Here is a 22,134-nt window from a genome sequence, read left to right on the forward strand (position 1 = left end):
GGGCGGTGGCGGTGCCGGACGGGCCGCAGGTGGCGGCGTAGGTGGCGGCGGAGCTGCTGGGCGCGGCGGTGCGGCAGCCGGCGGAGGTGCCGCGGGCGGATGGGGCGGTGCAGCTGCGGGCGGCGGTGCGGCCGGGCGCGCGGGCGCCGCAGGCGGCGCGGCCGCTGGCGGTCCCTTCGGCGGCTGCTTCGGTTTTCCGTCAGGGCCGGTCTCTTGTGGCTGCGCCTGCGCGACGACGAGCGGCGGCGCGCCTTGTGCATGCGATGCGGAGCTTGCGAATTGCATCGCGGTCAGAGCCGTGGTGGCAAGCAGCACGAAACGAAGGTTGGTCATGTGGTGAACTTCCCCGGAAGGTTCTTTGACGAAGTGTTGGGATGAACAGCTACGCGTTAGGCCGGATTGTGGCGGACGAAGCGGGCGCGGCCCGATTTATTTCTGCACGCAAATCACCTCACTATGGTGACGTTCATTGCGCATTCAGACGCAGGTTGCAATTGCCTCGGATGTGATGCGTCGCCTCATGCGCGATCCCGCGGCGGACTTGCATCCGTCGCGGGATTCGGCGTGAGCGGTCCGTTCGGTCCGCGTGATGGAATCTCTTCAGGCATGCGGCCCGGCAATTCGTCGGGCGGCGCTGGCGAGCCGGGCTCGCGCACTGGCGGCGCGATTTCAGGCTGCGGATTGCCCGGCGGAATCCCCGGCGGCGGCTCGGTGGGTGTGCCCGGCGTCGACGGCGGAATCTCGGGCGGCTCAATCGGCATTACATCGAGACCTTGCGGTTGTCGCCGAGATCGGGCCGCGTGTTGGTCACTGCCGCGGCCGCCATCTTCACATAGGAGATCACGGTGCCGGGCGAGTCCCAGAACTCGGCATCGTCGGGCGTGACCTTGAGCACGCGGATGTTGGGATCTTCCGCAGAGTCCCACCATGCCTTGGCCGGTGTCGAGAACAGCTCCTTGATCTTCGCACGGTCGTTGGAGACGACGGCGGTACCCGTCAGCGAGACGTATTTCTGGCTGCCCGCATCCGCGAACGACAGGTTGATGGACGGATTGCGCGCGATCTCCTCGTCCTTGTGACGCCGCGCGTCGGTGAGGAAATAAATCGTGTCCGCGTTGCGGTCGAGATAGGCGCTCATCGGCCGCGCGCGGAGCTTGTCGCCATCGCGCGTCACCAGCATCGCGAATCCGATCGTCTTCATCAGATCCCATACGCGATCGACGTCGCGGGCATTGTCGTTGGCCATGTCGTGCTCCTTCTTGCAAGGGACGACAACGGCGCGCGCGGAACGAGGTTCCGGCCGGAAGATGGAACTTATCTATTCCGGCGCATGGCAAACCGCCTCGATGTTGTGTCCATCAGGGTCGAGCACGAAAGCGCCGTAATAGGTCGGATGGTAATGCGCCCGAATGCCGGGCGGCCCGTTGTCGCGCCCACCCGCCGCGATCGCCGCCTTGTAGAACGCATCCACCGTGGCGCGGTCCTTTGCCAGGATCGCGACATGCACCGGCTTGTTCAGCGCGTCCTCGCCGCCGATCCAGAAATCCGGCTTGCCGTCGGCGCCGAAGCCGGCGGCCGGATCGTGTCCGGTCTGCTCCTGCGTGACCTCCATGATCAGGCTGTAGCCGAGCGGGGCCAATGCCTTGGCGTAGAACGCCTTGGCGCCCTCATAGTCGGAGACCGGGAATCCCATATGGTCGATCATCGTAACCTCGTCGTTCGTCGTCAACGCGACAGGAACGTATTGCTCCGCGTCTTGCGCGCAACCACAAAACCGCGCGCGACCATGTCAGCGATACAATCCTCCCGCCATTCCTTGCGTGACAAATGCTCGATCACCACCGCGCGCGGCCATAGCGATTGCGGCGCGTCGCGGAAGAAGCCGATCAGCACGCGATCCTCGAACCCCTCGACGTCGATCTTCAACGCGTCCACCTTGGTGACGCCGGCTTCGTCGAGAATGCGCGTCAACCGCAGCGAGGGCACTTTGATCGCCTCCGCGCTGGCCGTGCCGGTGACGACATGCGTAGCGCCGAGATTGCCGCCCCCGCTCTCGATCATCAGCTCGCCGTCGCTGTCGCCGGCGGCCGCCTGCACCAGGCGCACCTGCGTCGCTTTCGACGCGGCCTGGTTGAACGAGAGCCGTCCAAACGTCATCGGATGCGGCTCGATCGCGACCACTTTCCCCGATGGCCCGACCTGTCGCGCCATCACCAGTGCAAAGGTGCCGACATTGGCGCCGACGTCGACGAACACGCCGCCCGCCGGGGTGTGCTGGCGCAGGAAATCGAGCTCGTCGAGATTGTAATCGGGATTGAACAGCGCGCCGCGCTCGGTCGCGCTGCCCTGGTGATAGAAGCGGAACGATGCGCCTTGGTACTCCACGTCGACGGGACCACCGCGCAGCAGGTTCACCAATCGCGACAACCAGGGCCGGAACGCGCCGCGCTTCAGCCGCGATTGTGTCGCGAGGCGAATGATCGCGGCCTGCGCCGCGTTCGGCGTAAACGCGCCGAACGGCGCGGACGAAGGGGCATTGTCGGTCGCCAAGTCAAAGTCCTCGTTGCAAGCGGCGCATGCATAGCCGGTTTTGCCGGGGACTCCAACGCTCGATCCGGACGACAATCGCCGGGACGACGAAGAAAAGAGACCGAACCTCACGCCGCCTTTTTCGGCGGCTTGCGCTGCCTCAGGAAGCGGCCGAGCAGCTTGCGCTTGCCCTTGCGCGGGATCAGCTCGATGTCGCTGACGAGCTTTGCGCCGCCCTTGCGGCGCTCCAGCACGATCTTGCGGCTGTGGAAGGCTTCCAGCTCGACGCGATGCGCGACGCTGACGATGGTGGCCTTCGGCAGCTCGTCGGTGATCATCTTCATCATCTTGTCCTGGCTCTTCTCGTCGAGCGCCGAGGTCGCCTCGTCGAGCACGACGATGTCAGGGCTGTGCAGCAACAGTCGCGCGAAGGCCAGGCGCTGCTTCTCGCCGCCGGACAGCGTCTGGTCCCACGGTGCTTCTTCCTCGATCTTCTCCTTGAGATGGTCGAGACCGACCTTGTGCAGGGCCTCGCCGATCTCCTCCACGGTCCAGTCGTCTTCCGCGCCGGGATAGGCGACCGCGCGGCGCAAGGAGCCTGACGGCACGTAAGGTCGCTGCGGCAGCATGAACAGCCGCCGGTCGGGATGGAAATTGACGCTGCCGCCGCCCCACGGCCAGAGCCCGGCGATGGCGCGCACCAGCGTGCTCTTGCCGGTGCCGGATTCGCCGGCCACCAGCAGCCGCTCGCCAGCCTCGACCACCACCTCGGTCTCGCCGACCACGGCGGTGCCGTCGTCGAGCGTGACGGAGAGATCGTTCAGCTCCAGCATGGCGTCGTTGCTGGTCTCGCCGCGCTTGATGCGGCCGATTCCGTCGCCCTGCTCGGCGCGCTCGAGACCGTCGAGCGACATCATCAGCGATGCGATGCGGCGAGCGCAGGCATTCCAGTCGGCGAGCCGCGGATAATTGTCGACCAGCCAACCGAACGCGCTCTGCACGATGGTGAAGGCGGAAGCCGCCTGCATCACCTGACCCAGCGTCATGCTGCCGTCGAGGAATTTTGGCGCGCAGAGCAGAAGAGGGACCACGGGAGCAACGAGGCTCGATCCCTGCGACACCAGCGTGGTGCGCATGTGCTGACCCGCCAGCCGCGCCCATTGCCGCAGCACGTTGGTGAAATTGCGGTCGATGCCGTCGCGCTCTTCCTCCTCGCCACCGAGCAGCGCGATGCTCTCGCCGTTCTCGCGCACGCGCGTCAGCGTGTAGCGAAAATCGGCCTCGGCCTGGTTCTTGTCCTCGGAGACCTGCACGAATTGGCGGCCGATCACCAGGATCGAGCCCGAGGCGATTCCCGCATAAAGCATCGCGGCGATCACCAGGAAGCCGGGAATGGTGACCGACGATCCCGCAAGCGTGACGGTGAGCGCACCGCCGATGGTCCAGAGCACGACGATGAAGGTCACGGCCGACAGCAGCGCAGACGTCACGCCGGCGAGAAAATCCACCGGCGAATCGGTCGCGACGCGCAGATCCTCCGCGATCCGGTATTCCGGATTCTTGTGGTCGCCGCTGACGAGATTGAGCTGGTAATAGCGGCCATTGCCGAGCCAGCGCGTCAGCACGCTTGCCGTCAGCCAGGCTCGCCAGCGCCGCTGGATGCCCATGCGCGCGAACACTTGTGCCACGCCGAGCACGATGCTGCCGATCGCGAGCGGGAAGAACACCGCGGTGAGATGGAAGACGGTGGACGCCTCGCGCTTCTCGATCGCGTCGAAGATCGCCCGATTCCAGACGTTGATGCCGTATTGGAAACCGACGGTCAGGACGATCAGCACGCCGAGGCCGATGGAGTAGAGCCATGCCAGCCGGTCGCCGTTGCGGCCCCAGAAGCCGCGCGCGCTGATCCAGAAGCGGGTGAGGAGATAGTCCTTGCGGGCCTGCTCGGCCTCTTCGGGCGACAGCGCCGGGTCGGGCTCGACCAGCTCGGGCGGCGGCGGAGCCACTTCCTCGCCGGTCTCGCCGACGATTTCGACAATGGGCGGCTTCTTGCCCGATTCGCGCTTTCCGGCTAGCTTTTGCATGGCCGGATAACGCGAGCTAAATCAAAAGGTTCCCGCGAGTTCCAGGTGTCGGTTCATTCGGCGGCGCCGTTGCGGACCCGGCGGCGGCGTGCGAGCCGGTGCAGCACGCGCGATAGCTGATCGATCGCGTAGGGCTTTTGCACGAGCTCGAAATCGACCTTGCCGTCCTGGGACAGCGCCTCGCTGTAGCCGGTGGTCAGCACCACCGGCACGCCGATGCCGCGGTCGCGGACCGCCTGCGCGAGATCGAGCCCGGTCATGCCGGGCATCACGATGTCCGAGAAGACGACATCGAAGCGATCGGCATCCATGACCAGCTCGGCGAGTGCGTCGGTTGCATTGTCGACCAGCGTGATGCTGTAGCCGAGCTCGGTGAGGCCGTCGGCCGCGAAATTGGCGAGCTCGATATTGTCCTCGACCAGCAGCACCGATATGCCGCTGCCGGCCACGGCCGGAGCCGTGTTCGGTGCCTGCCGCTGCGGCAGCAAATGCGGCGCCACGCGCGGCAGATAGAGCGCGAAGGTGCTGCCGTGGCCTACCTCGCTGGTGACTGTCACCTCGCCGCCGGACTGGCGGGCGAAGCCGAACACCTGCGACAGGCCGAGACCGGTGCCGTGGCCGACCTGCTTGGTGGTGAAGAACGGCTCGAAGATGCGCTCGAGCCGCGCAGCCGGAATGCCGATGCCGGTGTCACTGACGGCAATACCGACGAAGCCATGTTTGCCAGGAAGCCCATGGTGACCTGAAAGATCAGGGTTGCCCGAGACGGGAGCCCGCGTGTCCGCAACGGTCGCCGCGGCCTCGACCTCGAAAACGATCCTGCCCTTGCCGTGCATCGCATCGCGCGCATTGGTCGCCATGTTGATCAACGCCGTCTCGAACTGGCTTGCATCGGCATTGACGAGACAGGGCTCGGCCGGCAGCCGCATCGCGATTTCGATCGCGGGCCCGAGCAGCGTCGCGAGCATGTCGTGCAGTGACTGCAGCCGCGCGCCGACGTCGAACACTTCCGGCTTCAAGGTCTGGCGCCGCGCGAAGGCGAGCAGCTGCGAGGTCAGCTTTGCTGCGCGCCCGACCGCGTCCGCGATGGCAGTGATGTAGCGCTGGCGCCGCTCCTCGCTCAGTTGCGGCCGGTTCAGCAGATCGACCGAGGCGCGAATCACGGTCAGGAGGTTGTTGAAGTCGTGCGCGACGCCGCCGGTGAGCTGGCCGAGCGCCTCCAGGCGCTGGCTGTGCTTGAGCGCCTCCTCGGCTTCGCGCCGCGCGGCGGCCTCGGCCTGGAGATGCTGGGTGCGCCGGAACGCGAACGCCAGCAGCAGAAACAGCAGCGCGGTGGCGGGAATGCCGAACACCAGATGCTGGCCCATGGTGGCGAACCAGCGTGCGCGGATTGCCGAGGTCTCCAACCCCGCGCTGACATAGATCGGATATTCGGCGATGCGTCGGTAGCCGATGCGCCGCTCGACCTCGTCCGATGGCCAGGCGATGGTGATGAGGCCATGCTCGGGATGAGCTGCGATGCTCCGGCCGACCGGCCCGTTAGGATCGAGCCTGAGGTCGCGGTCCAGCCGTGGAAGATGCGCCAGCACCACGCCGTCGGTGCGTCCCATGGCGAGGAAGCTGCCGGCATCGGAGCCGATCCTGGCGTAAAAGCTCTCGAAATATTCCGGCAGGACGGAGGCCTGGATCACGCCGATGAAGCTGCCGTCGTCGGAGCCGCGGCGGCGGCTGACCCCGAAGAAGCGCGCGCCCTGATAGGGCTGACGCGGGGTCAGGGGAACACCGATGTAGCTGCCGATGGTCTGATCGACATGGGCGGCAAAGTAGTCACGGTCCGCAAAGCTCTGCGCCTTCGGCGGCGAGGCCAGGCTGTTGACCAGCGACTTTCCGTCCGCATCGAAGATCCAAGCCGATTTCAGCTGCGGCAGCGAATCGGTCAGCTGCTTCAGGCGGCGGTGCAGGGCCGGCTCGCGCGAGCGGATGATGTCGTCGGGCATGCCGCGCACCACCTCGTTGATCTCGGCGAGGCTGCGGTCGATCGTCTCGAAGACCTTGAGCGCGTGCTCATGCGCGACATCGAGGGTGCGCTCGATCTCGCGGTCTGCGATGGCTTTTGTCGAGGTGTAGGAGATCGAGGCGGCGATCGCGAACAGCGCAATCGGCAGCGCCAGGGACGCAGCCATCATCCACTGCAGCAATCTCAGCGAATTGCGTTGTGCGCCCTGCACGGTCGCTCCGGTCCCACACCGGAGAGCTTACTTGAATTTCGCGCCGGGAAGGAAGCGGCTTGTGGCGGGAACCAGAGGTTGCAACCTGCCGGCCTGCTCGTGCAGGGGCGGAGGCAAAATCTGCTCGAATACGCGCCCGCCGTAGAATGCCCCGGCCATTTCGGCCGGGGATCGCAGCATAAGTGACGCCTAGATCTGGCGCTCGACCATCTTGAGCTTGAGCTCGGCGATGGCTTCCGCCGGGTTGAGGCCCTTCGGGCAGGCCTTGGCGCAGTTCATGATGGTGTGGCAGCGATAGAGGCGGAACGGATCCTCGAGATTGTCGAGCCGCTCGCCGGTGGCTTCATCCCGCGAATCCGACACCCAGCGGTTGGCCTGCAGCAGCGCGGCAGGACCGAGATAGCGCTCGCTGTTCCACCAATAGCTCGGGCAAGAGGTCGAGCAGCAGGCGCAGAGGATGCACTCGTAGAGCCCGTCGAGCTTCTCGCGGTCCTCGTGGCTTTGCTTCCATTCCTTCTGCGGCGTCGGCGAGGTCGTCTTCAGCCACGGCTCGACCGAAGCGTACTGCGCATAGAAATTGGTGAGGTCGGGGATGAGGTCCTTCACGACGGGCTGGTGCGGCAGCGGATTGATCTTCACCGCGCCGTCCTTCACGTCGTGCATCGAGCGGGTGCAGGCCAATGTGTTCTGGCCGTCGATGTTCATCGCGCAGGAGCCGCAGACGCCTTCGCGGCAGGAGCGGCGGAAGGTCAGAGACGGGTCGATGTTGTTCTTGATCCAGATCAGGCCGTCCAGCACCATCGGCCCGCAATCATGGGTGTCGATGTAATAGGTGTCGACGCTGGGATTCTTGCCGTCGTCCGGGTTCCAGCGATAGACGCGGAATTCGCGAGTTTCAGTCGCGCCCGCGGGCTTCGGCCAGGTCTTGCCGCCTGAAATCTTGGAGTTCTTCGGAAGTGCGAATTCAACCATTTCGATAAAGCTTTCGCTGTTCGCTCAGTACACGCGCGCCGTTTAGTAAACGCGAGCTTTCGGCGGGATGTACTGGACGTCGTTGGTCATGGTGTAGTCGTGAACCGGGCGGTACTCGATCTTGACCTTGCCGGAATCTTCCAGCCAGGCGAGCGTGTGCTTCATCCAGTTCTTGTCGTCGCGCTCGGAGAAGTCCTCGCGGGCATGTGCGCCGCGGCTCTCGGTGCGGTTGGCGGCCGAGTTCATCGTCACCACCGCCTGCGCGATCAGATTGTCGAATTCGAGCGTCTCGATCAGGTCGGAATTCCACACCAGCGAGCGGTCGGACACGGCGATGTCGGTGATGCCGCTGTGGACCTTCTCGATCAAATTCTGGCCTTCGCTCAGGATGTCGCCGGTGCGGAACACCGCGCAATTGTTCTGCATCACGTGCTGCATGCCTTCACGCAGCTTCGCGGTCGGCGTGCCGCCGGAGGCGTAGCGGTAGTGGTCGAGCCGGCCGAGCGCCAGGTCGGACGAGTTCGCCGGCAATTCCGGCTGGCTGGCGTTCGGCGTGAGCTTCTCTGCGAGGCGCAGCGCAGCGGCGCGGCCGAACACGACGAGGTCGATCAGCGAGTTGGAGCCGAGGCGGTTGGCGCCGTGCACGGAGACGCAAGCGGCCTCGCCGATCGCCATCAGGCCCGGGATGATGGCGTTGTCGTCGCCGTCCTTCTTGGTCAGGACCTCGCCGTGATAGTTCGTCGGGATACCGCCCATGTTGTAGTGCACGGTCGGCACGATCGGGATCGGCTCGCGCGTCACGTCGACATTGGCGAAGATCTTTGCGGATTCCGAGATGCCCGGCAGGCGTTCGGCCAGCACCGCGGGATCGAGATGGTCGAGATGAAGGAAGATGTGGTCCTTCTTCTTGCCGACGCCGCGCCCCTCCCTGATCTCGATGGTCATCGCGCGCGAGACTACGTCACGCGAAGCCAGATCCTTGGCGGAGGGCGCATAGCGCTCCATGAAGCGCTCGCCCTCGGAGTTGACGAGATAACCGCCTTCGCCGCGCGCGCCTTCAGTGACGAGACAGCCCGAGCCGTAGATGCCGGTCGGGTGGAATTGCACGAACTCCATGTCCTGCATCGGCAGGCCGGCGCGCAGCACCATGCCGCCGCCATCGCCGGTGCAGGTGTGCGCCGAGGTGCAGGACGCATAGGCGCGGCCATAGCCGCCGGTCGCCAGGATAACGGTCTGGGCGCGGAAGCGGTGCAGCGTGCCGTCGTCGAGCTTGAGCGCGATGACGCCGCGGCAGGTGCCCTGGTCGTCCATGATCAGGTCGATGGCGAAGAACTCGATGAAGAACTCGGCCGCGTGGCGCAGCGACTGGCCGTACATCGTATGCAGCATGGCATGGCCGGTGCGGTCGGCGGCGGCGCAGGTGCGCTGCGCCTGGCCCTTGCCGTAGTCCATCGTCATGCCGCCGAAGGGGCGCTGGTAGATCTTGCCGTCTTCGGTGCGCGAGAACGGCACGCCCCAATGCTCGAGCTCGTAGACCGCCTCGGGCGCGTTGCGCACCATGTATTCGATCGCGTCCTGGTCGCCCAGCCAGTCCGACCCCTTCACGGTGTCGTACATGTGCCAGCGCCAGTCGTCCTTGTGCATGTTGCCGAGCGACGCCGAGATGCCGCCCTGCGCCGCGACGGTGTGCGAGCGGGTCGGAAACACTTTGGTGATGCAGGCGGTCCGAAGACCGGCTTCGCTGCAGCCGACCACGGCGCGCAGGCCCGCGCCGCCGGCGCCGACCACGACGACATCATAGGTGTGGTCTTCAATCGGATAGGCTTTGCCGTTGGTGGCGGGAGCGCCGTTGCCCTTGCCATTGGTCTCTGTGGCCATGGGTTAGACTCCGGAGGAAAGTTTCAGGATCGCGTAGGTCGAGGCGAGCGCCACGGCGAACGAGAAGAAGTTGTTGAGCATGATCGAGATGAGCTTGAGCTTCTCGTTATGGATGTAGTCCTCGATCACGACCTGCATGCCGATCTTCATGTGCCAGGCACTGGCGAAGATGAAGAGCAGCAGGATCACCGCGATCGGCAGCGAGCCGAGGATCTGCGCGGCGCCGGCCTGGTTGCGGCCGAGCAGCATCATCACGATCACGATCACGGGGATCATCAGCAGCGTCATGGCGACGCCGGTGATGCGCTGGCGCCAGAAATCGGACGTGCCCGAATGCGCAGCGCCAAGATTGCGCACGCGGCCGAGCGGGGTGCGCATGGAGGAGCCCTTCGGAGCGCCGTGGGATTCGTCGAAACTCATCGGCCGCCTCCGATCGCGTAGGCGATGATCCAGACGAGGACCGTGAGCACGATGCCGCCGATCAACGCGCCCCAGGTCAACGCTTCGCGCTCATTGGCCTTGAAGCCGTAGCCGAGGTCCCAGACGAAATGCCGGATGCCGCTGAGCATGTGGTGCATCAGCGCCCAAGTGTAGCCGAACACGATCAGCCGGCCGATGATGCTGCCGGTGAAGGCCTGGACGTGGCCATAGGCGGCAGGGCCGGAGGCCGCCGCAATCAGCCACCAGGCCAGCAGCAGCGTTCCGGCGTAGAGGGCAATTCCGGTGGCGCGATGGATGATGGAAAGCGCCATCGTCAGCGTCCAGCGGTAGACTTGCATGTGCGGCGAAAGCGGTCGTTCGATCCGTGCGGTCATGGGCTTCGATTGCTTTATTGCGGCCCAGCATGGGCGCGCGGGGATCGCGAAAGGTCGGCTCTATTTACGGAGTCGATTTCACCTGCGCAATCACCAAATCGCCATAGATCGAACTTGGGTTCAGCTCTAGGCCCTTGATGTAACAAGGCCAATCGGCGGCTTGGTATACCAGGGCCATGGCGCACCGGCTAAAGAACGAACAGAAATTCATGCCTTGCCGCAGAGCTGCGGCGCATTGAAATTACTATTGGAACGGCTCTAAGCCGCCGCAGGCCAACCAGGGTTCGAACCAGTCATCCAAGACGTTCGAACCGGCAGGGATGATCGGCGAGCAATCTTCAATTTCCGCGAAGCGCACCGATTTTTCGCGAGACGGGCGGATATGCGCAGCCTGCATCCCACCCCAGACCGCCGATGCGGCGGTCGACCCGGCAAATCAGATCGCCTAGAGCATTGCGGGCAACTGTCCGAGCGATGCATCGGAGAAGTTGCGACCCACCGCCGGGGGCAGGTCAGGGGTGATTGCAGGACTCGATATCAAGGAGGTCGTCGAGCTCGCGCTGTTGCTGATCGCAACCGGCGCGCTCTCCGGATTTCTGGCCGGCGTGTTCGGCATCGGCGGCGGCGCAATTCTGGTGCCGGTGTTCTACGAGTGCTTCCGCATCGCCGGTGTGCCGCTCGAGGTGCGCATGCCGCTCTGCATCGGCACTTCGCTCGCCGTGATCATCCCGACCTCGATCCGTTCGTTCCAGGCGCACTACAGACGCGGCGCCGTCGATCTTGCGATCCTTCGGGTCTGGTGGCTGCCGATCCTGGTCGGCGTCGTCGCCGGCAGCGTGGTTGCGCGCTACGCACCGGAGCGGCTGTTCAAGATCGTGTTCGTCGCCGTCGCCTGGTCGGCCGCGGTACGGCTGATCTTCGCGCGCGAGAGCTGGAAGCTCGGCGATGATTTGCCGAAGGGGCCGCTGATGCGATTCTACGGCTTCTGCGTCGGCATCTTGTCGACGCTGATGGGCATCGGCGGTGGATTGTTTTCGAATCTGCTGATGACGTTCTACGGCCGCCCGATCCATCAGGCCGTGGCGACATCGTCGGCGCTCGCGGTGCTGATCTCGATCCCCGGCGCGCTCGGCTACATCTATGCCGGCTGGCCTGCGGCCGCGCACTATCCCGGCGTTGCAGCCCTGCAAGTCCCATTCGCGCTTGGCTACGTCTCCCTGATCGGCGCCGTGCTGGTGATGCCGATGAGCCTTGTGACAGCACCGCTCGGTGTGAAGGCTGCGCATGCAATGTCGAAGCGGACGCTGGAAGTCGCGTTCGGGTGCTATCTGTTCATCGTCGGCAGCAGGTTTGTGATGAGTTTGTTAGGCGGACAGTGACCGCCCCAAACTCTGTCATTGCGAGCGAAGCGAAGCAATCCAGGGTCTTTCCGCGGCGGCACTCTGGATTGCTTCGTCGCAAGAGCTCCTCGCAATGACGACAAGAGTGCTGCGAACCACAGCCCCTATTTCTTCGCGTAAAGATCCTTGTACGTATCGCGCAGCACGTTCTTCTGCACCTTGCCCATGGTGTTGCGCGGCAGCTCGTCGACGACGAAGACGCGCTTGGGCATCTTGAACTTCGCCAGCCGGCCGTCGAGCGCCTTCAGCACCGCGGCCTCGGTCACATCCGCGCCCTTGTTGCAGACCAGCACGGCCGTGACGCCCTCGCCGAAATCGGCGTGGGGCACGCCGATCACGGCGGATTCGATCACGCCGGGCATGGCGTCGATCTCGCTCTCGATTTCCTTCGGGTAGACGTTGAAGCCGCCGGAGATCACGAGATCCTTGCCGCGGCCGAGAATGTGGACGTAACCCTTGGCGTCGATCTTGCCGAGGTCGCCGGTGATGAAGAAGCCGTCGTCGCGGAATTCCGCCTTGGTCTTCTCCGGCATGCGCCAATAGCCCTTGAACACGTTCGGGCCCTTGACCTCGATCATGCCGATTTCATCACGGGGCAGTTCCTTGGCCGTCTCGGGGTCGGTGACGCGCACGGAGACGCCGGGGAGCGGAAAGCCGACTGCGCCGGGCACGCGCTCGCCGTCATAGGGATTCGACGTGTTCATGTTGGTCTCGGTCATGCCGTAGCGCTCGAGCACGGCATGCCCCGTGCGCGCCGACCATTCGCGATGGGTTTCGGCGAGCAGCGGCGCCGAGCCCGAGATGAACAGCCGCATGTGTTGTGTGGTTTCGCGCGACAGCGCGGCGTTCTGGAGCAGGCGGGTGTAGAACGTCGGCACGCCCATCAGCACCGTGGCGCGCGCCATCAGCTTGATGATGAGATCCGGGTCGAGCTTCGGCAGGAAGATCATCGACGCGCGCGCAAACAGCGTCACGTTGGTCGCCACGAACAGGCCGTGGGTGTGGTAGATCGGCAGCGCGTGGATCAGCACGTCCTTGTCGGTGAAGCGCCAGAAGCCGACGAGCGAGAGCGAGTTCGACGCCAGATTGTCGTGGGTCAGCATCGCGCCCTTAGAGCGGCCGGTGGTGCCCGACGTGTAGAGGATCGCGGCGAGATCGTCGTTTGCGCGCGACACCGTGGTGAATTCGCTGCTCGCCTTGTCGGCGGCGTCCGTCAGCGAGCCCTTGCCGTCAGGCCCGAGCGTCTCGATTTTCGCCTTCACCTTGGCGGCGATCGGGGCAAGCCCGTCCGCCTTGGAGGGATCGCAGACCACCAGCGAGGGTTCGGCATCGCCGATGAAATAGTCGAGCTCATTCAGCGTATAGGCGGTGTTGAGCGGCAGGTAGACCGCGCCGGCCCGCACCGTGGCCAGATACAGCACGATGTTGGCCACGGATTTCTCGATCTGAACCGCAACGCGGTCGCCGGGCTTCACGCCGCGCGCGACCAGCACATTGGCCATTTGCCCGGCCCGGGCGATCAGATCGCCATAGCTGATGCGCCCTCCGTCATGCGTCTCGATGGCGAGGCGCTTCGGATCATCCAGGCCGTCGAACAGGCGGGAAAACAAATTGGCGTTGGCAGCTTGGTTCATGCAAGATTTCCTCGACCGCAAGGCTTGACCACAAGGCTCGTCAGACAAGGCCGGTCAAAACCGAGGGCTGGATTAGCAAAAACCGCCCCGATGAAGCAACGGAGACAGTTTGCATGACCAAAAACGGGAAACGCGTGGCCTGGGTGACAGGCGGGGGCAGCGGGATCGGAGAGGCCGGCGCCGAGGCGCTGGCGGCCGACGGCTGGACGGTGGTGGTCTCGGGCCGGCGCAAGGACGCCCTGGATACCGTGGTCGCGAAAATCACTGGGGCGGGCGGAGCCGCTGAAGCCATCGCGCTGGACGTGTCGGTCGCCGCCGAAGTCCAGAAGGTGGCCGATCAAATCGTCGCGAAGCACGGCCGGATCGACCTGCTGGTGAACAATGCCGGCATCAACGTCCCCAAGCGCAGCTGGAAGGACATGGAGCTGGAGGGCTGGGACCAGCTGGTCCAGGTCAATCTCAACGGCGTGCTCTATTGCATGCGCGCGGTGCTGCCGACGATGCGCAAGCAGCAGGACGGCTCCATCATCAACGTCTCGTCCTGGGCCGGCCGCCACGTCTCGAAAATGCCGGGCCCTGCCTACACCACGACCAAGCATGCGGTGCTGGCGCTGACCCATTCCTTCAACATGGACGAATGCGTCAACGGCCTGCGCGCCTGCTGCCTGATGCCGGGCGAGGTGGCGACCCCGATCCTGAAGCTGCGCCCGGTGGTGCCAAGCGAGGAGGAGCAGGCCAGGATGCTGCAATCCGAAGATCTCGGCCGCACCATCGCGTTCATCGCGAGTATGCCGGCGCGAGTGTGCATCAACGAACTGCTGATCAGCCCGACGCATAACCGCGGGTTCATTCAGACGCCGCACAACAGGGATTGAGCGGCAGGTAGATCGTCGAGGCTCGTCATTGCGAGCGAAGCGATGCAATCCAGCGGTGCATCCGCGGTGGCAGCCTGGATTGCTTCGTCGCTTCGCTCCTCGCAATGACGCCCCTCACGAACACACCCGCACTTAGTTTCACCCATCACAAAGAAGTTTTGTTCGAAACCGCTTCGCAAACCCTCCCGTAATTCGAGCCAACGACGTCGCTGCTGCTTCACGCTCACAGGTCGCAGCCACCGTTGTTGCCCAACTCGAACGCCGGCAATCGCCGGTCACAATCCAATCGGGAGACCCTCCATGTCGAAGCGTATTGCCTATCTCACCGCTGCAGCTTTCAGCGCGCTGGCCATCACCGCGACCGTCGTCGCGCCCGCCCGCGCCGAGGAAAAGACCGTCATGGTCGGCGGCGCCGCGATGTTCCCGTCCAAGAACATCGTCCAGAACGCCGTCAACTCGAAGGACCACACCACGCTGGTGGCGGCGGTGAAGGCAGCCGGCCTGGTGCCGACGCTGGAAGGCAAGGGCCCGTTCACCGTGTTCGCGCCGACCAACGCCGCCTTCGGCAAGCTGCCGGCCGGCACCGTCGACACCCTGGTCAAGCCCGAGAACAAGGCGACGCTGACCAAGATCCTCACCTATCATGTGGTGCCCGGCAAGCTCGAGGCTTCCGACCTCACCGACGGCAAGAAGATGAAGACCGCCGAAGGCGAGGAGCTGACGGTCAAGAAGCAGGACGGCAAGGTCTGGATCGTCGATGCCAAGGGCGGCACCTCGATGGTGACGATCTCCAACGTCAACCAGTCGAACGGGGTGATCCATGTGGTCGACACCGTGCTGATGCCGGCGACCTAACACCGCGCTGCCCGGCTTCATCCCCGAACCGGATGCGACGAAATGGCGAGCCGGGGGTCCCCGGCTCGCTTTATTGTGACCATGATAGCCCGCCGGTATCGATTCGATGCCGGGCAGGGCGTAACGAAAGCGGAAGCATCGGCGTATAATTGCTGTCAGACGATGTTCAGGACGGAACCGCCATGTCGAGCCTCACAGTCACCGACGAGCAGGTCAGCACCACCCCGGCCAAAGTGATCCAACCGGCCTGGGTCCGGGTCATGCACTGGGTCAACGCCCTCGCCATGATCCTGATGATCCTGTCGGGCTGGCAGATCTACAACGCCTCGCCGCTGTTCGGTTTCAGCTTTCCGCGCGACTACACGCTCGGCGGCTGGCTCGGTGGCGGCCTGCTCTGGCACTTTGCGGCGATGTGGCTGTTGATGATCAACGGCCTTGCCTATCTCGTCACCGGTTTTGCCACCGGCCGCTTCCGGAAAAAACTGCTGCCGATCACCCCGTCCGGCGTGCTCCACGATGTCAGGGCTGCGCTGACCTTCAAGCTCGGCCATGCCGATCTCACCGTCTACAATTACGTCCAGCGCGTGCTCTATGCCGGCATCATCCTGGTCGGCGTGATCATCGTGCTGTCGGGCCTTGGGATGTGGAAGCCGGTGCAATTGCACTGGCTCGTGAGCCTGTTCGGCGACTATCCGACCGCGCGCTACATCCATTTCTTCTGCATGGCCGCGATCTGCGCGTTCCTCGTCATTCACGTTTTACTCGCGCTGCTGGTGCCGAAGAGCCTGCGCGCGATGATCATCGGCCGCTAGAGCGGAGTAAGAACCATGGCCAAGCGCTCATTCCTGGTTCCCGGCGTCGACAAGCGGCTGCTGATCAAGGATTCCATCAAGACGATGCCCGAGGTCAGCCGCCGCCGCTTCATCGCGGGCGGCGCCAGCCTCGGCGCACTGACGCTGCTCACCGGCTGCGACGTGATCGACTCGTCCTCCGCCGAGGAGATGCTGAAGTCGGTTTCGAAATTCAACGATGCCGTGCAGGCCTTTATCTTCAATCCCGACGCACTGGCGCCGACGTTTCCCGAGAGTGCGATCACAAAACCGTTTCCGTTCAACGCCTATTACGATCTCGACGACGCGCCTGACGTCGATGGTGCCGACTGGAAGCTCGAAGTCCGCGGCCTCGTCGACAACAAGAAGTCGTGGACGCTTCCGGAATTGTACAAGCTGCCGCAGGTCACGCAGATCACCCGTCACATCTGCGTCGAGGGCTGGAGCGCGATCGGCAGCTGGACCGGCACGCGGATGCGCGACTTCCTCAAGCTGATCGGCGCCGACACCCGTGCAAAGTACGTCTGGTTCCAGTGCGCCGACAAGGACGGCTACAATTCTCCGCTCGACATGCGCACCGCGCTGCATCCGCAGACCCAGATGACGTTCAAATACGCCGGCGAAATCCTGCCGCGCGCGTATGGGTTTCCAATGAAGATCCGGGTGCCGACCAAGCTCGGCTTCAAGAATCCGAAATACGTGGTGTCGATGGAAGTCACCAACGACTACAAGGGCGGCTATTGGGAAGACCAGGGCTACAATTCGTTCAGCGGGAGCTAGCTGTTGTCGTCCCGGCGAAGGCCGGGACCCATACGGCGAGGTCTATCGATTTTCGCTAGATGCCAATTCCGAACGACCAGTCTTCACCAAAGTGCTCCCTGTGGTTATGGGTCCCGGCCTGCGCCGGGACGACATTTGTTATGACGCCGGCCCCACCTTCCGCTGGCACAGCGCCGCTACTGCGCCCAGCGCCAGCAGCGCTGCGGACACGTTCAGCGCGTAACTCAAGCTCCCCAGCGCGTCCGTGATCGCGCCCACCACGATCGGGCCGAGCGTCTGGCCGACGCCGAACGAGATCGTCATCGCCGCGATTGCGGTCGGCCACACCTCGGGCGGATAGTTGAAGCGCACGAAGGCGGTGGTCGAGCCGACCACGGCGAAGAAGGCGACGCCGAAAACGATTGCGGAGACCGCGAGCCATGCCGGCGAATGCCCGAGCATCGGCAGGGCGGCGCCGAGCGCGTTGGTGCCGAGGATGATGGCGGTGGCCAGTCCGCCGCGATCGAGCGCGAGCACGCGGCGCCAGGCCCACGGCGTGACGAAGGCGCTCAGGCCGATCAGGCTCCAGAACGCGGCCTGCGCCGCGGCCCCGCCGCCGCCGTCGCGCACATAGGCGATCATGAAAGTCATGTAGGCGATGTAGCCCGCGCCAAAGAGGAAGTAGCCTGCGAGATAGACCAGCACCGGAAGAATCGGGAAGGCGCCGTGGCTTCCTTGCGAGAAACGCACGCCGCTCTCGATGCGGACCAGGAACAGCGGCACGGTCATGACGACGGACAGCAGTGTCATCGCCCACCACACGATCCACCACGAGCCCGGCCCGAAATATTGCAGCGTGAACGGGGCGATCAGTCCCGAGGCGAGAATGCCGATGCCGGGTCCGGCATAGAACAGGCTGAGCAGGAAATTCGCCCGCTCCGGGCGCGACTGCGCAATGGAAGCAGCCAGCGCGCCGCCGGCGACGAAGCCGGCCGCGGCGCCGACGCCCAGCACGAGACGCGCCAGGCTCAGCGCGACGAAATTCCCGGTCAGCGCGCAAGTCGCGAGCGCGGCGACGCAGGCCAGGGTTCCGCCGCGGATCGCGGCCGACCAGCCGACGCGCTGGATCAGCCGGGACGCCACAAGGGCGCCCGCGAGGTAGCCGACGGCGTTGATGGTGTTCATGAAACCGGCCGCCGAGTAGGACCAGCCGAGGTCCTCCCGCATGTCGGGGAGCACCAGCGAATAGGCGAAGCGGCCGATACCCAGCCCAACTGTCGCAGCCAGCGACAGGGTCAGGATCAACCGTGCGGGGTGGGCATCGGGTGGAGGGCGGTCAGGTGCGTGCAAGGGGTACTCCGGCATGCGCAGTGTGGCAGGCCCTGCCCGCCTTGCACAGAACCGAAGCGGCAATGGTGTCTTGCCAAGCACGCATCGCCGCTCTAGCACTCCGGCCGAAATCGACCTCAGAGGAAACGACCATGGCGACCCACAAACTGCTGCTGCTTCCCGGCGACGGTATCGGCCCCGAGGTGATGGGCGAGGTGAAGCGGCTGATCGACTGGCTCAGTTCGGCGGGGATCGCCAAGTTCGAGACCGACACCGGCCTCGTTGGCGGTTCGGCCTATGACGCACACAAGGTGTCGATCTCGGAAGGCGACATGGCCAAGGCCAAGGATGCCGACGCGATCATCTTCGGCGCGGTCGGCGGTCCCAAATGGGACGCGGTGCCCTACGAGGTGCGCCCCGAAGCCGGCCTGCTGCGCCTGCGCAAGGATCTCGGTCTGTTCGCCAACCTCCGTCCCGCCGTCTGCTACCCGGCGCTCGCGGAGGCCTCCAGCCTCAAGCGCGAGGCGGTCGAGGGCCTCGACATCATGATCGTGCGCGAGCTCACCGGCGGCGTCTATTTCGGCGAGCCCAAGACCATCACCGATCTCGGCAACGGCCAGAAGCGTGCCATCGATACCCAGGTCTACGATACCTACGAGATCGAGCGCATCGGCCGCGTCGCCTTCGAGCTTGCGAAGAAGCGCAAGAACAAGGTGACCTCGATGGAGAAGCGCAACGTCATGAAGTCGGGCGTGCTCTGGAACGAGGTCATGACCCAGGTCCACAAGCGCGAATATCCCGACGTCACGCTCGAGCATCAGCTCGCCGATTCCGGCGGCATGATGCTGGTGAAATGGCCGAAGCAGTTCGACGTCATCGTCACCGACAATCTGTTCGGTGACATGCTGTCCGACATCGCTGCGATGCTGACGGGATCGCTCGGCATGCTGCCCTCGGCCTCGCTCGGCGAGGTCGACGTCAAGAGCAAGAAGCGCAAGGCGCTGTACGAGCCCGTGCACGGCTCGGCTCCTGATATCGCAGGCCAGGGCCTCGCCAATCCGATCGCGATGATCTCGTCGTTCGGCATGGCGCTCCGCTACTCCTTCGACATGGGCGCGCTCGCCGACAAGGTTGACGCCGCGATCGCCGCGGTGCTGGCCAGCGGCCTGCGCACCGCCGACATCAAGTCGGAAGGCACCATTGCCGCCTCGACCACGCAGATGGGCGAAGCGATCCTGAAGGAATTGCAGAAGCTGCACGCCTGACGGCGAGCGCAGTGTTTGTAGGGTGGGCCAAGCGAAGCGTGCCCACCCTACAAGGTCTCTTCAAAACAAAAATGGCCGGGCGCGAGCCCGGCCATTTTGATTGGGTCGATAATTCCGCCTCAGTACAGCGGGAAATTCTGCGGATAGCCGCCAACATCCTGCGGCGTGCTCAGCGGCTGGCGATCGATCGGGCGGTTGAGATTTTCGCGCGCGAAGGTCGGATAGCCCACCGCCGGCGGAAAGGCATAGTCGGAGAACTTGCGGTCGCCCGGATTGACCTCGGTGCCGCCGTCGAGCCAGGAGCGCTTGCTCACATAGATGCGGGTGCGGCCCTGCTGGTAGCTCGCGTTGGGGCCGCTCGGGCCGTAATAGTGACGGCCGCTGTCATAGCGCTGCTTCTTGGTGTCGGCCGAGGCGGGTGTCGCGAAGGCTGAGGACATGGCAATCACGGCGCCGGCCGCAAGCCACATCGCCAGTTTGTTCGCGGCAGAGAAATTCGAGCTCATCACGTCCCCTTCAGGCGGCAAGCCGCCAATCAATTTCGCCCCCATACTAACCCGGCCGGGGCGGCTGCAACTAGGTCTATTGGGTCACACCAGCGCTGAATAATCGTGCGCGCCGGCAAAAGTTGCATGGATACAGCCACTTGAGCTTGATGCCGGTCAGAGCGCGCCGCGCAATTGCGCATTGGCGGCGCCGAGCAGCCAGTCCGACGTGCCCGGGAGCGTGCAGGGGCGGCGCTTCAGCTCCGCATGTGCGAACAATTCGGCCAGCCTCGGCTCGTTGCCCGAGGTCAGCAGCGTCAGCCGGTTCAGCGTGCAGGCGATCGCGGCGCGCCGGGCGGGCAGGCTGTCGCCCTGGCAGGAGAATCCGGAGATCTGGAGCGCCGGCTCCTCGCTGCGCTTGAGGTAGCCGAGGCAGGCCCGCGCGCCCTCCGCCGTGCCGGTCGGCTGGAATAGGGCGACGGGGCCGAATTTCGTGTCGATCAGGCCGGCTTGCTCCAGCGGGCTCGCGGTGCCCAGTCCCATCCGGACGGCCAGCTCGGCGGCGGCCGGACGGGTGACGTCGAATTCGCCGCCCTCGCGATAGATTTCGAGCTCGGCCATGGCCTTGTCCGCCTCGCCCGCCCAGCGCATCACGTCCCTGCGGCCGCCTTCGGGGTGCCTCAAGATAGTGTAAGAGGCTGTTTTTTCTGACGAATCGAGCCGGCTGAGGGCGAAGGCCGGAGGCGAGCGGTCGGCCACGGCCCAACCCGGCTTCAGCGCTGGCTCATCGTCGTCGCGCAAGGTTGGCAGCTGGCCGAGTGCCGCAAGGCCGAGGATGGCAAACAGCACCAAAGCCCCCACATAGGCGAACAGGCGCGCCAGCGTGCCGACGACCTCGTCGGCGAAGGCTGCAAGCGCCAGATGGATCTGGGTGGGGGTTGTGGCCGTGCTGGCCCCGGGCGACTGCATCCACGTCCCTAAGGCATGGTCCAACGTTGTCTTGAGGCCGGTTCTCGCATAGAAGCGCTGCTCTTCCTGTTTAAGCCTCAGCTTCAGGAAAGAGCTTTTTCGTCGGAGAGTGAACGATGGGTTACAAAGTCGCAGTCGTCGGCGCGACCGGCAATGTCGGACGGGAAATGCTCAACATTTTGGATGAGCGCAAATTCCCCGCGGACGAGGTGGTGGCCCTGGCCTCACGCCGCAGCATGGGCGTCGAGGTCTCCTACGGCGACCGCACGCTGAAGGTCAAAGCGCTCGAGCATTACGACTTCTCCGACGTCGACATCTGCCTGATGTCGGCCGGCGGCGAGGTGTCGAAGGAATGGTCGCCGAAGATCGGCGCCGCCGGCACCGTCGTGATCGACAATTCCTCGGCCTGGCGCATGGATCCGGACGTGCCGTTGATCGTGCCGGAAGTGAATGCGGACGCCACCGCGGGCTTCAAGAAGAAGAACATCATCGCTAACCCGAACTGCTCGACCGCGCAGCTCGTGGTCGCGCTCAAGCCCTTGCACGACAAGGCGACGATCAAGCGCGTCGTGGTCTCGACCTATCAATCGGTGTCGGGCGCCGGCAAGGACGCGATGGACGAATTGTTCTCGCAGACGAAGGCCGTCTACACCAACCAGGAGCTGGTCAATAAGAAGTTCCCCGCGCGCATCGCCTTCAACGTCATTCCTCAGATCGACGTCTTCATGGAGGACGGCTACACCAAGGAAGAGTGGAAGATGATGGCGGAGACCAAGAAGATTCTTGATCCCAAGATCAAGCTCTCCGCGACCTGCGTGCGCGTGCCTGTCTTCGTCGGCCATTCCGAGGCCGTCAACATCGAGTTCGAGAACCCGATCAGTGTGGACGAAGCGCGTGACATCCTGCGCAAGGCGCCGGGCTGCCTCGTCATCGACAAGCATGAGCCCGGCGGCTACGCCACGCCGTATGAAGCCGCCGGCGAGGACGCCACCTATATCAGCCGCATCCGCGAGGACGCGACGGTGGAGAATGGTCTCGTGCTGTGGTGCGTATCGGATAATCTACGCAAGGGCGCCGCGCTCAATGCGATCCAGATCGCGGAAGTCCTCATCAACCGCAAGCTGATCAGCGCGAAGAAGAAGGCGGCGTAAGCCGTGCTGCCGTAGGGTGGGCAAAGGCGCGAAGCGCCGTGCCCACCATCTCTCCACGATCGCGATAGAAGTGGTG

The 22,134-nt window shown here is 64.6% G+C and carries 21 protein-coding genes and 1 pseudogene; 7 read left to right on the plus strand and 15 right to left on the minus strand.

The features are described from left to right. From IVB48_RS15035 to sdhC, 11 genes and pseudogenes are all read right to left on the minus strand, one after another. Window positions 1–333, minus strand: a pseudogene (locus IVB48_RS15035) (OmpA family protein); the annotation flags it as partial. 185 nt (window positions 334–518) lie between these two features. Then, window positions 519–761 (minus strand): hypothetical protein, encoded by a 243-nt coding sequence (locus IVB48_RS15040; protein WP_007604217.1) that lies wholly within the window; start codon window positions 759–761, stop codon window positions 519–521. After that, on the minus strand, window positions 761–1,246 hold the full coding sequence (locus IVB48_RS15045; protein WP_027566347.1) for a pyridoxamine 5'-phosphate oxidase family protein: 486 nt from the start codon (window positions 1,244–1,246) through the stop codon (window positions 761–763). Before IVB48_RS15045 ends, IVB48_RS15040 begins: the two co-directional genes overlap by 1 nt. Before the next feature lie 72 nt (window positions 1,247–1,318). Beyond that, window positions 1,319–1,705, minus strand: coding sequence for a VOC family protein (locus IVB48_RS15050; RefSeq protein WP_247400584.1), 387 nt, complete (start codon window positions 1,703–1,705; stop codon window positions 1,319–1,321). 20 nt (window positions 1,706–1,725) lie between these two features. Beyond that, window positions 1,726–2,550, minus strand: a complete 825-nt coding sequence (locus tag IVB48_RS15055; protein WP_247400585.1) for an FkbM family methyltransferase — start codon at window positions 2,548–2,550, stop codon at window positions 1,726–1,728. Between the two features lie 107 nt (window positions 2,551–2,657). Next, the gene (locus IVB48_RS15060; RefSeq protein ID WP_247400586.1) at window positions 2,658–4,613 is read right to left on the minus strand and encodes an ABC transporter ATP-binding protein/permease; all 1,956 of its coding nucleotides are present in this window, start codon (window positions 4,611–4,613) and stop codon (window positions 2,658–2,660) included. A 53-nt stretch (window positions 4,614–4,666) separates the two neighbouring features. Then, on the minus strand, window positions 4,667–6,841 hold the full coding sequence (locus tag IVB48_RS15065; protein WP_247400587.1) for a hybrid sensor histidine kinase/response regulator: 2,175 nt from the start codon (window positions 6,839–6,841) through the stop codon (window positions 4,667–4,669). Window positions 6,842–7,030: 189 nt separating this feature from the next. Continuing rightward, on the minus strand, window positions 7,031–7,813 hold the full coding sequence (locus IVB48_RS15070; RefSeq protein ID WP_247400589.1) for a succinate dehydrogenase iron-sulfur subunit: 783 nt from the start codon (window positions 7,811–7,813) through the stop codon (window positions 7,031–7,033). Window positions 7,814–7,855: 42 nt separating this feature from the next. Then, on the minus strand, window positions 7,856–9,691 hold the full coding sequence (gene sdhA / locus IVB48_RS15075) for a succinate dehydrogenase flavoprotein subunit (RefSeq protein ID WP_247400591.1): 1,836 nt from the start codon (window positions 9,689–9,691) through the stop codon (window positions 7,856–7,858). A gap of 3 nt (window positions 9,692–9,694) precedes the next feature. Next, a complete protein-coding gene (gene sdhD, locus IVB48_RS15080) occupies window positions 9,695–10,111 on the minus strand; it encodes a succinate dehydrogenase, hydrophobic membrane anchor protein (protein ID WP_007598776.1) in 417 nt (138 codons plus the stop codon). After that, a complete protein-coding gene (gene sdhC / locus IVB48_RS15085) occupies window positions 10,108–10,506 on the minus strand; it encodes a succinate dehydrogenase, cytochrome b556 subunit (protein ID WP_247400593.1) in 399 nt (132 codons plus the stop codon). Before sdhC ends, sdhD begins: the two co-directional genes overlap by 4 nt. Window positions 10,507–11,024: 518 nt before the next feature. Here sdhC and IVB48_RS15090 point away from each other — a divergent pair. Next, window positions 11,025–11,885, plus strand: a complete 861-nt coding sequence (locus IVB48_RS15090) for a sulfite exporter TauE/SafE family protein (protein WP_247358201.1) — start codon at window positions 11,025–11,027, stop codon at window positions 11,883–11,885. 125 nt (window positions 11,886–12,010) lie between these two features. Here IVB48_RS15090 and IVB48_RS15095 read toward each other — a convergent pair whose 3' ends face one another. Further along, a complete protein-coding gene (locus IVB48_RS15095; RefSeq protein ID WP_247400595.1) occupies window positions 12,011–13,540 on the minus strand; it encodes a malonyl-CoA synthase in 1,530 nt (509 codons plus the stop codon). Window positions 13,541–13,653: 113 nt separating this feature from the next. Here IVB48_RS15095 and IVB48_RS15100 point away from each other — a divergent pair, with 113 nt between their 5' ends. From IVB48_RS15100 to IVB48_RS15115, 4 genes are all read left to right on the plus strand, one after another. Then, window positions 13,654–14,415: an SDR family NAD(P)-dependent oxidoreductase gene (locus IVB48_RS15100; protein WP_247358200.1), complete on the plus strand. Its 762-nt coding sequence runs from the start codon at window positions 13,654–13,656 to the stop codon at window positions 14,413–14,415. Between the two features lie 300 nt (window positions 14,416–14,715). Beyond that, the gene (locus tag IVB48_RS15105; RefSeq protein WP_027566357.1) at window positions 14,716–15,270 is read left to right on the plus strand and encodes a fasciclin domain-containing protein; all 555 of its coding nucleotides are present in this window, start codon (window positions 14,716–14,718) and stop codon (window positions 15,268–15,270) included. Window positions 15,271–15,452: 182 nt separating this feature from the next. After that, window positions 15,453–16,082 carry a cytochrome b/b6 domain-containing protein gene (locus IVB48_RS15110; RefSeq protein ID WP_247358199.1) on the plus strand — a complete coding sequence of 210 codons (630 nt, stop codon included), beginning with the start codon at window positions 15,453–15,455 and terminating at the stop codon, window positions 16,080–16,082. Between the two features lie 15 nt (window positions 16,083–16,097). After that, the gene (locus IVB48_RS15115) at window positions 16,098–16,880 is read left to right on the plus strand and encodes a molybdopterin-dependent oxidoreductase (protein WP_247400596.1); all 783 of its coding nucleotides are present in this window, start codon (window positions 16,098–16,100) and stop codon (window positions 16,878–16,880) included. A 138-nt stretch (window positions 16,881–17,018) separates the two neighbouring features. Here the strand turns inward: IVB48_RS15115 and IVB48_RS15120 are convergent, their stop codons facing one another. Further along, window positions 17,019–18,209, minus strand: a complete 1,191-nt coding sequence (locus IVB48_RS15120) for a YbfB/YjiJ family MFS transporter (RefSeq protein WP_247400597.1) — start codon at window positions 18,207–18,209, stop codon at window positions 17,019–17,021. Between the two features lie 131 nt (window positions 18,210–18,340). Between IVB48_RS15120 and leuB the strand changes: the two genes are divergently transcribed. Then, window positions 18,341–19,453, plus strand: coding sequence for a 3-isopropylmalate dehydrogenase (leuB, locus tag IVB48_RS15125; RefSeq protein ID WP_247358197.1), 1,113 nt, complete (start codon window positions 18,341–18,343; stop codon window positions 19,451–19,453). A gap of 119 nt (window positions 19,454–19,572) precedes the next feature. Here leuB and IVB48_RS15130 read toward each other — a convergent pair whose 3' ends face one another. Further along, window positions 19,573–19,959: a hypothetical protein gene (locus IVB48_RS15130; protein WP_027566362.1), complete on the minus strand. Its 387-nt coding sequence runs from the start codon at window positions 19,957–19,959 to the stop codon at window positions 19,573–19,575. A 156-nt stretch (window positions 19,960–20,115) separates the two neighbouring features. Next, on the minus strand, window positions 20,116–20,907 hold the full coding sequence (locus IVB48_RS15135) for a hypothetical protein (RefSeq protein WP_247400598.1): 792 nt from the start codon (window positions 20,905–20,907) through the stop codon (window positions 20,116–20,118). A 116-nt stretch (window positions 20,908–21,023) separates the two neighbouring features. Here IVB48_RS15135 and IVB48_RS15140 point away from each other — a divergent pair, with 116 nt between their 5' ends. Further along, on the plus strand, window positions 21,024–22,058 hold the full coding sequence (locus IVB48_RS15140; RefSeq protein WP_247284948.1) for an aspartate-semialdehyde dehydrogenase: 1,035 nt from the start codon (window positions 21,024–21,026) through the stop codon (window positions 22,056–22,058). Window positions 22,059–22,134 lie beyond the last annotated feature (76 nt).

Source organism: Bradyrhizobium sp. 76 (assembly GCF_023073025.1).
Lineage (GTDB): Bacteria > Pseudomonadota > Alphaproteobacteria > Rhizobiales > Xanthobacteraceae > Bradyrhizobium.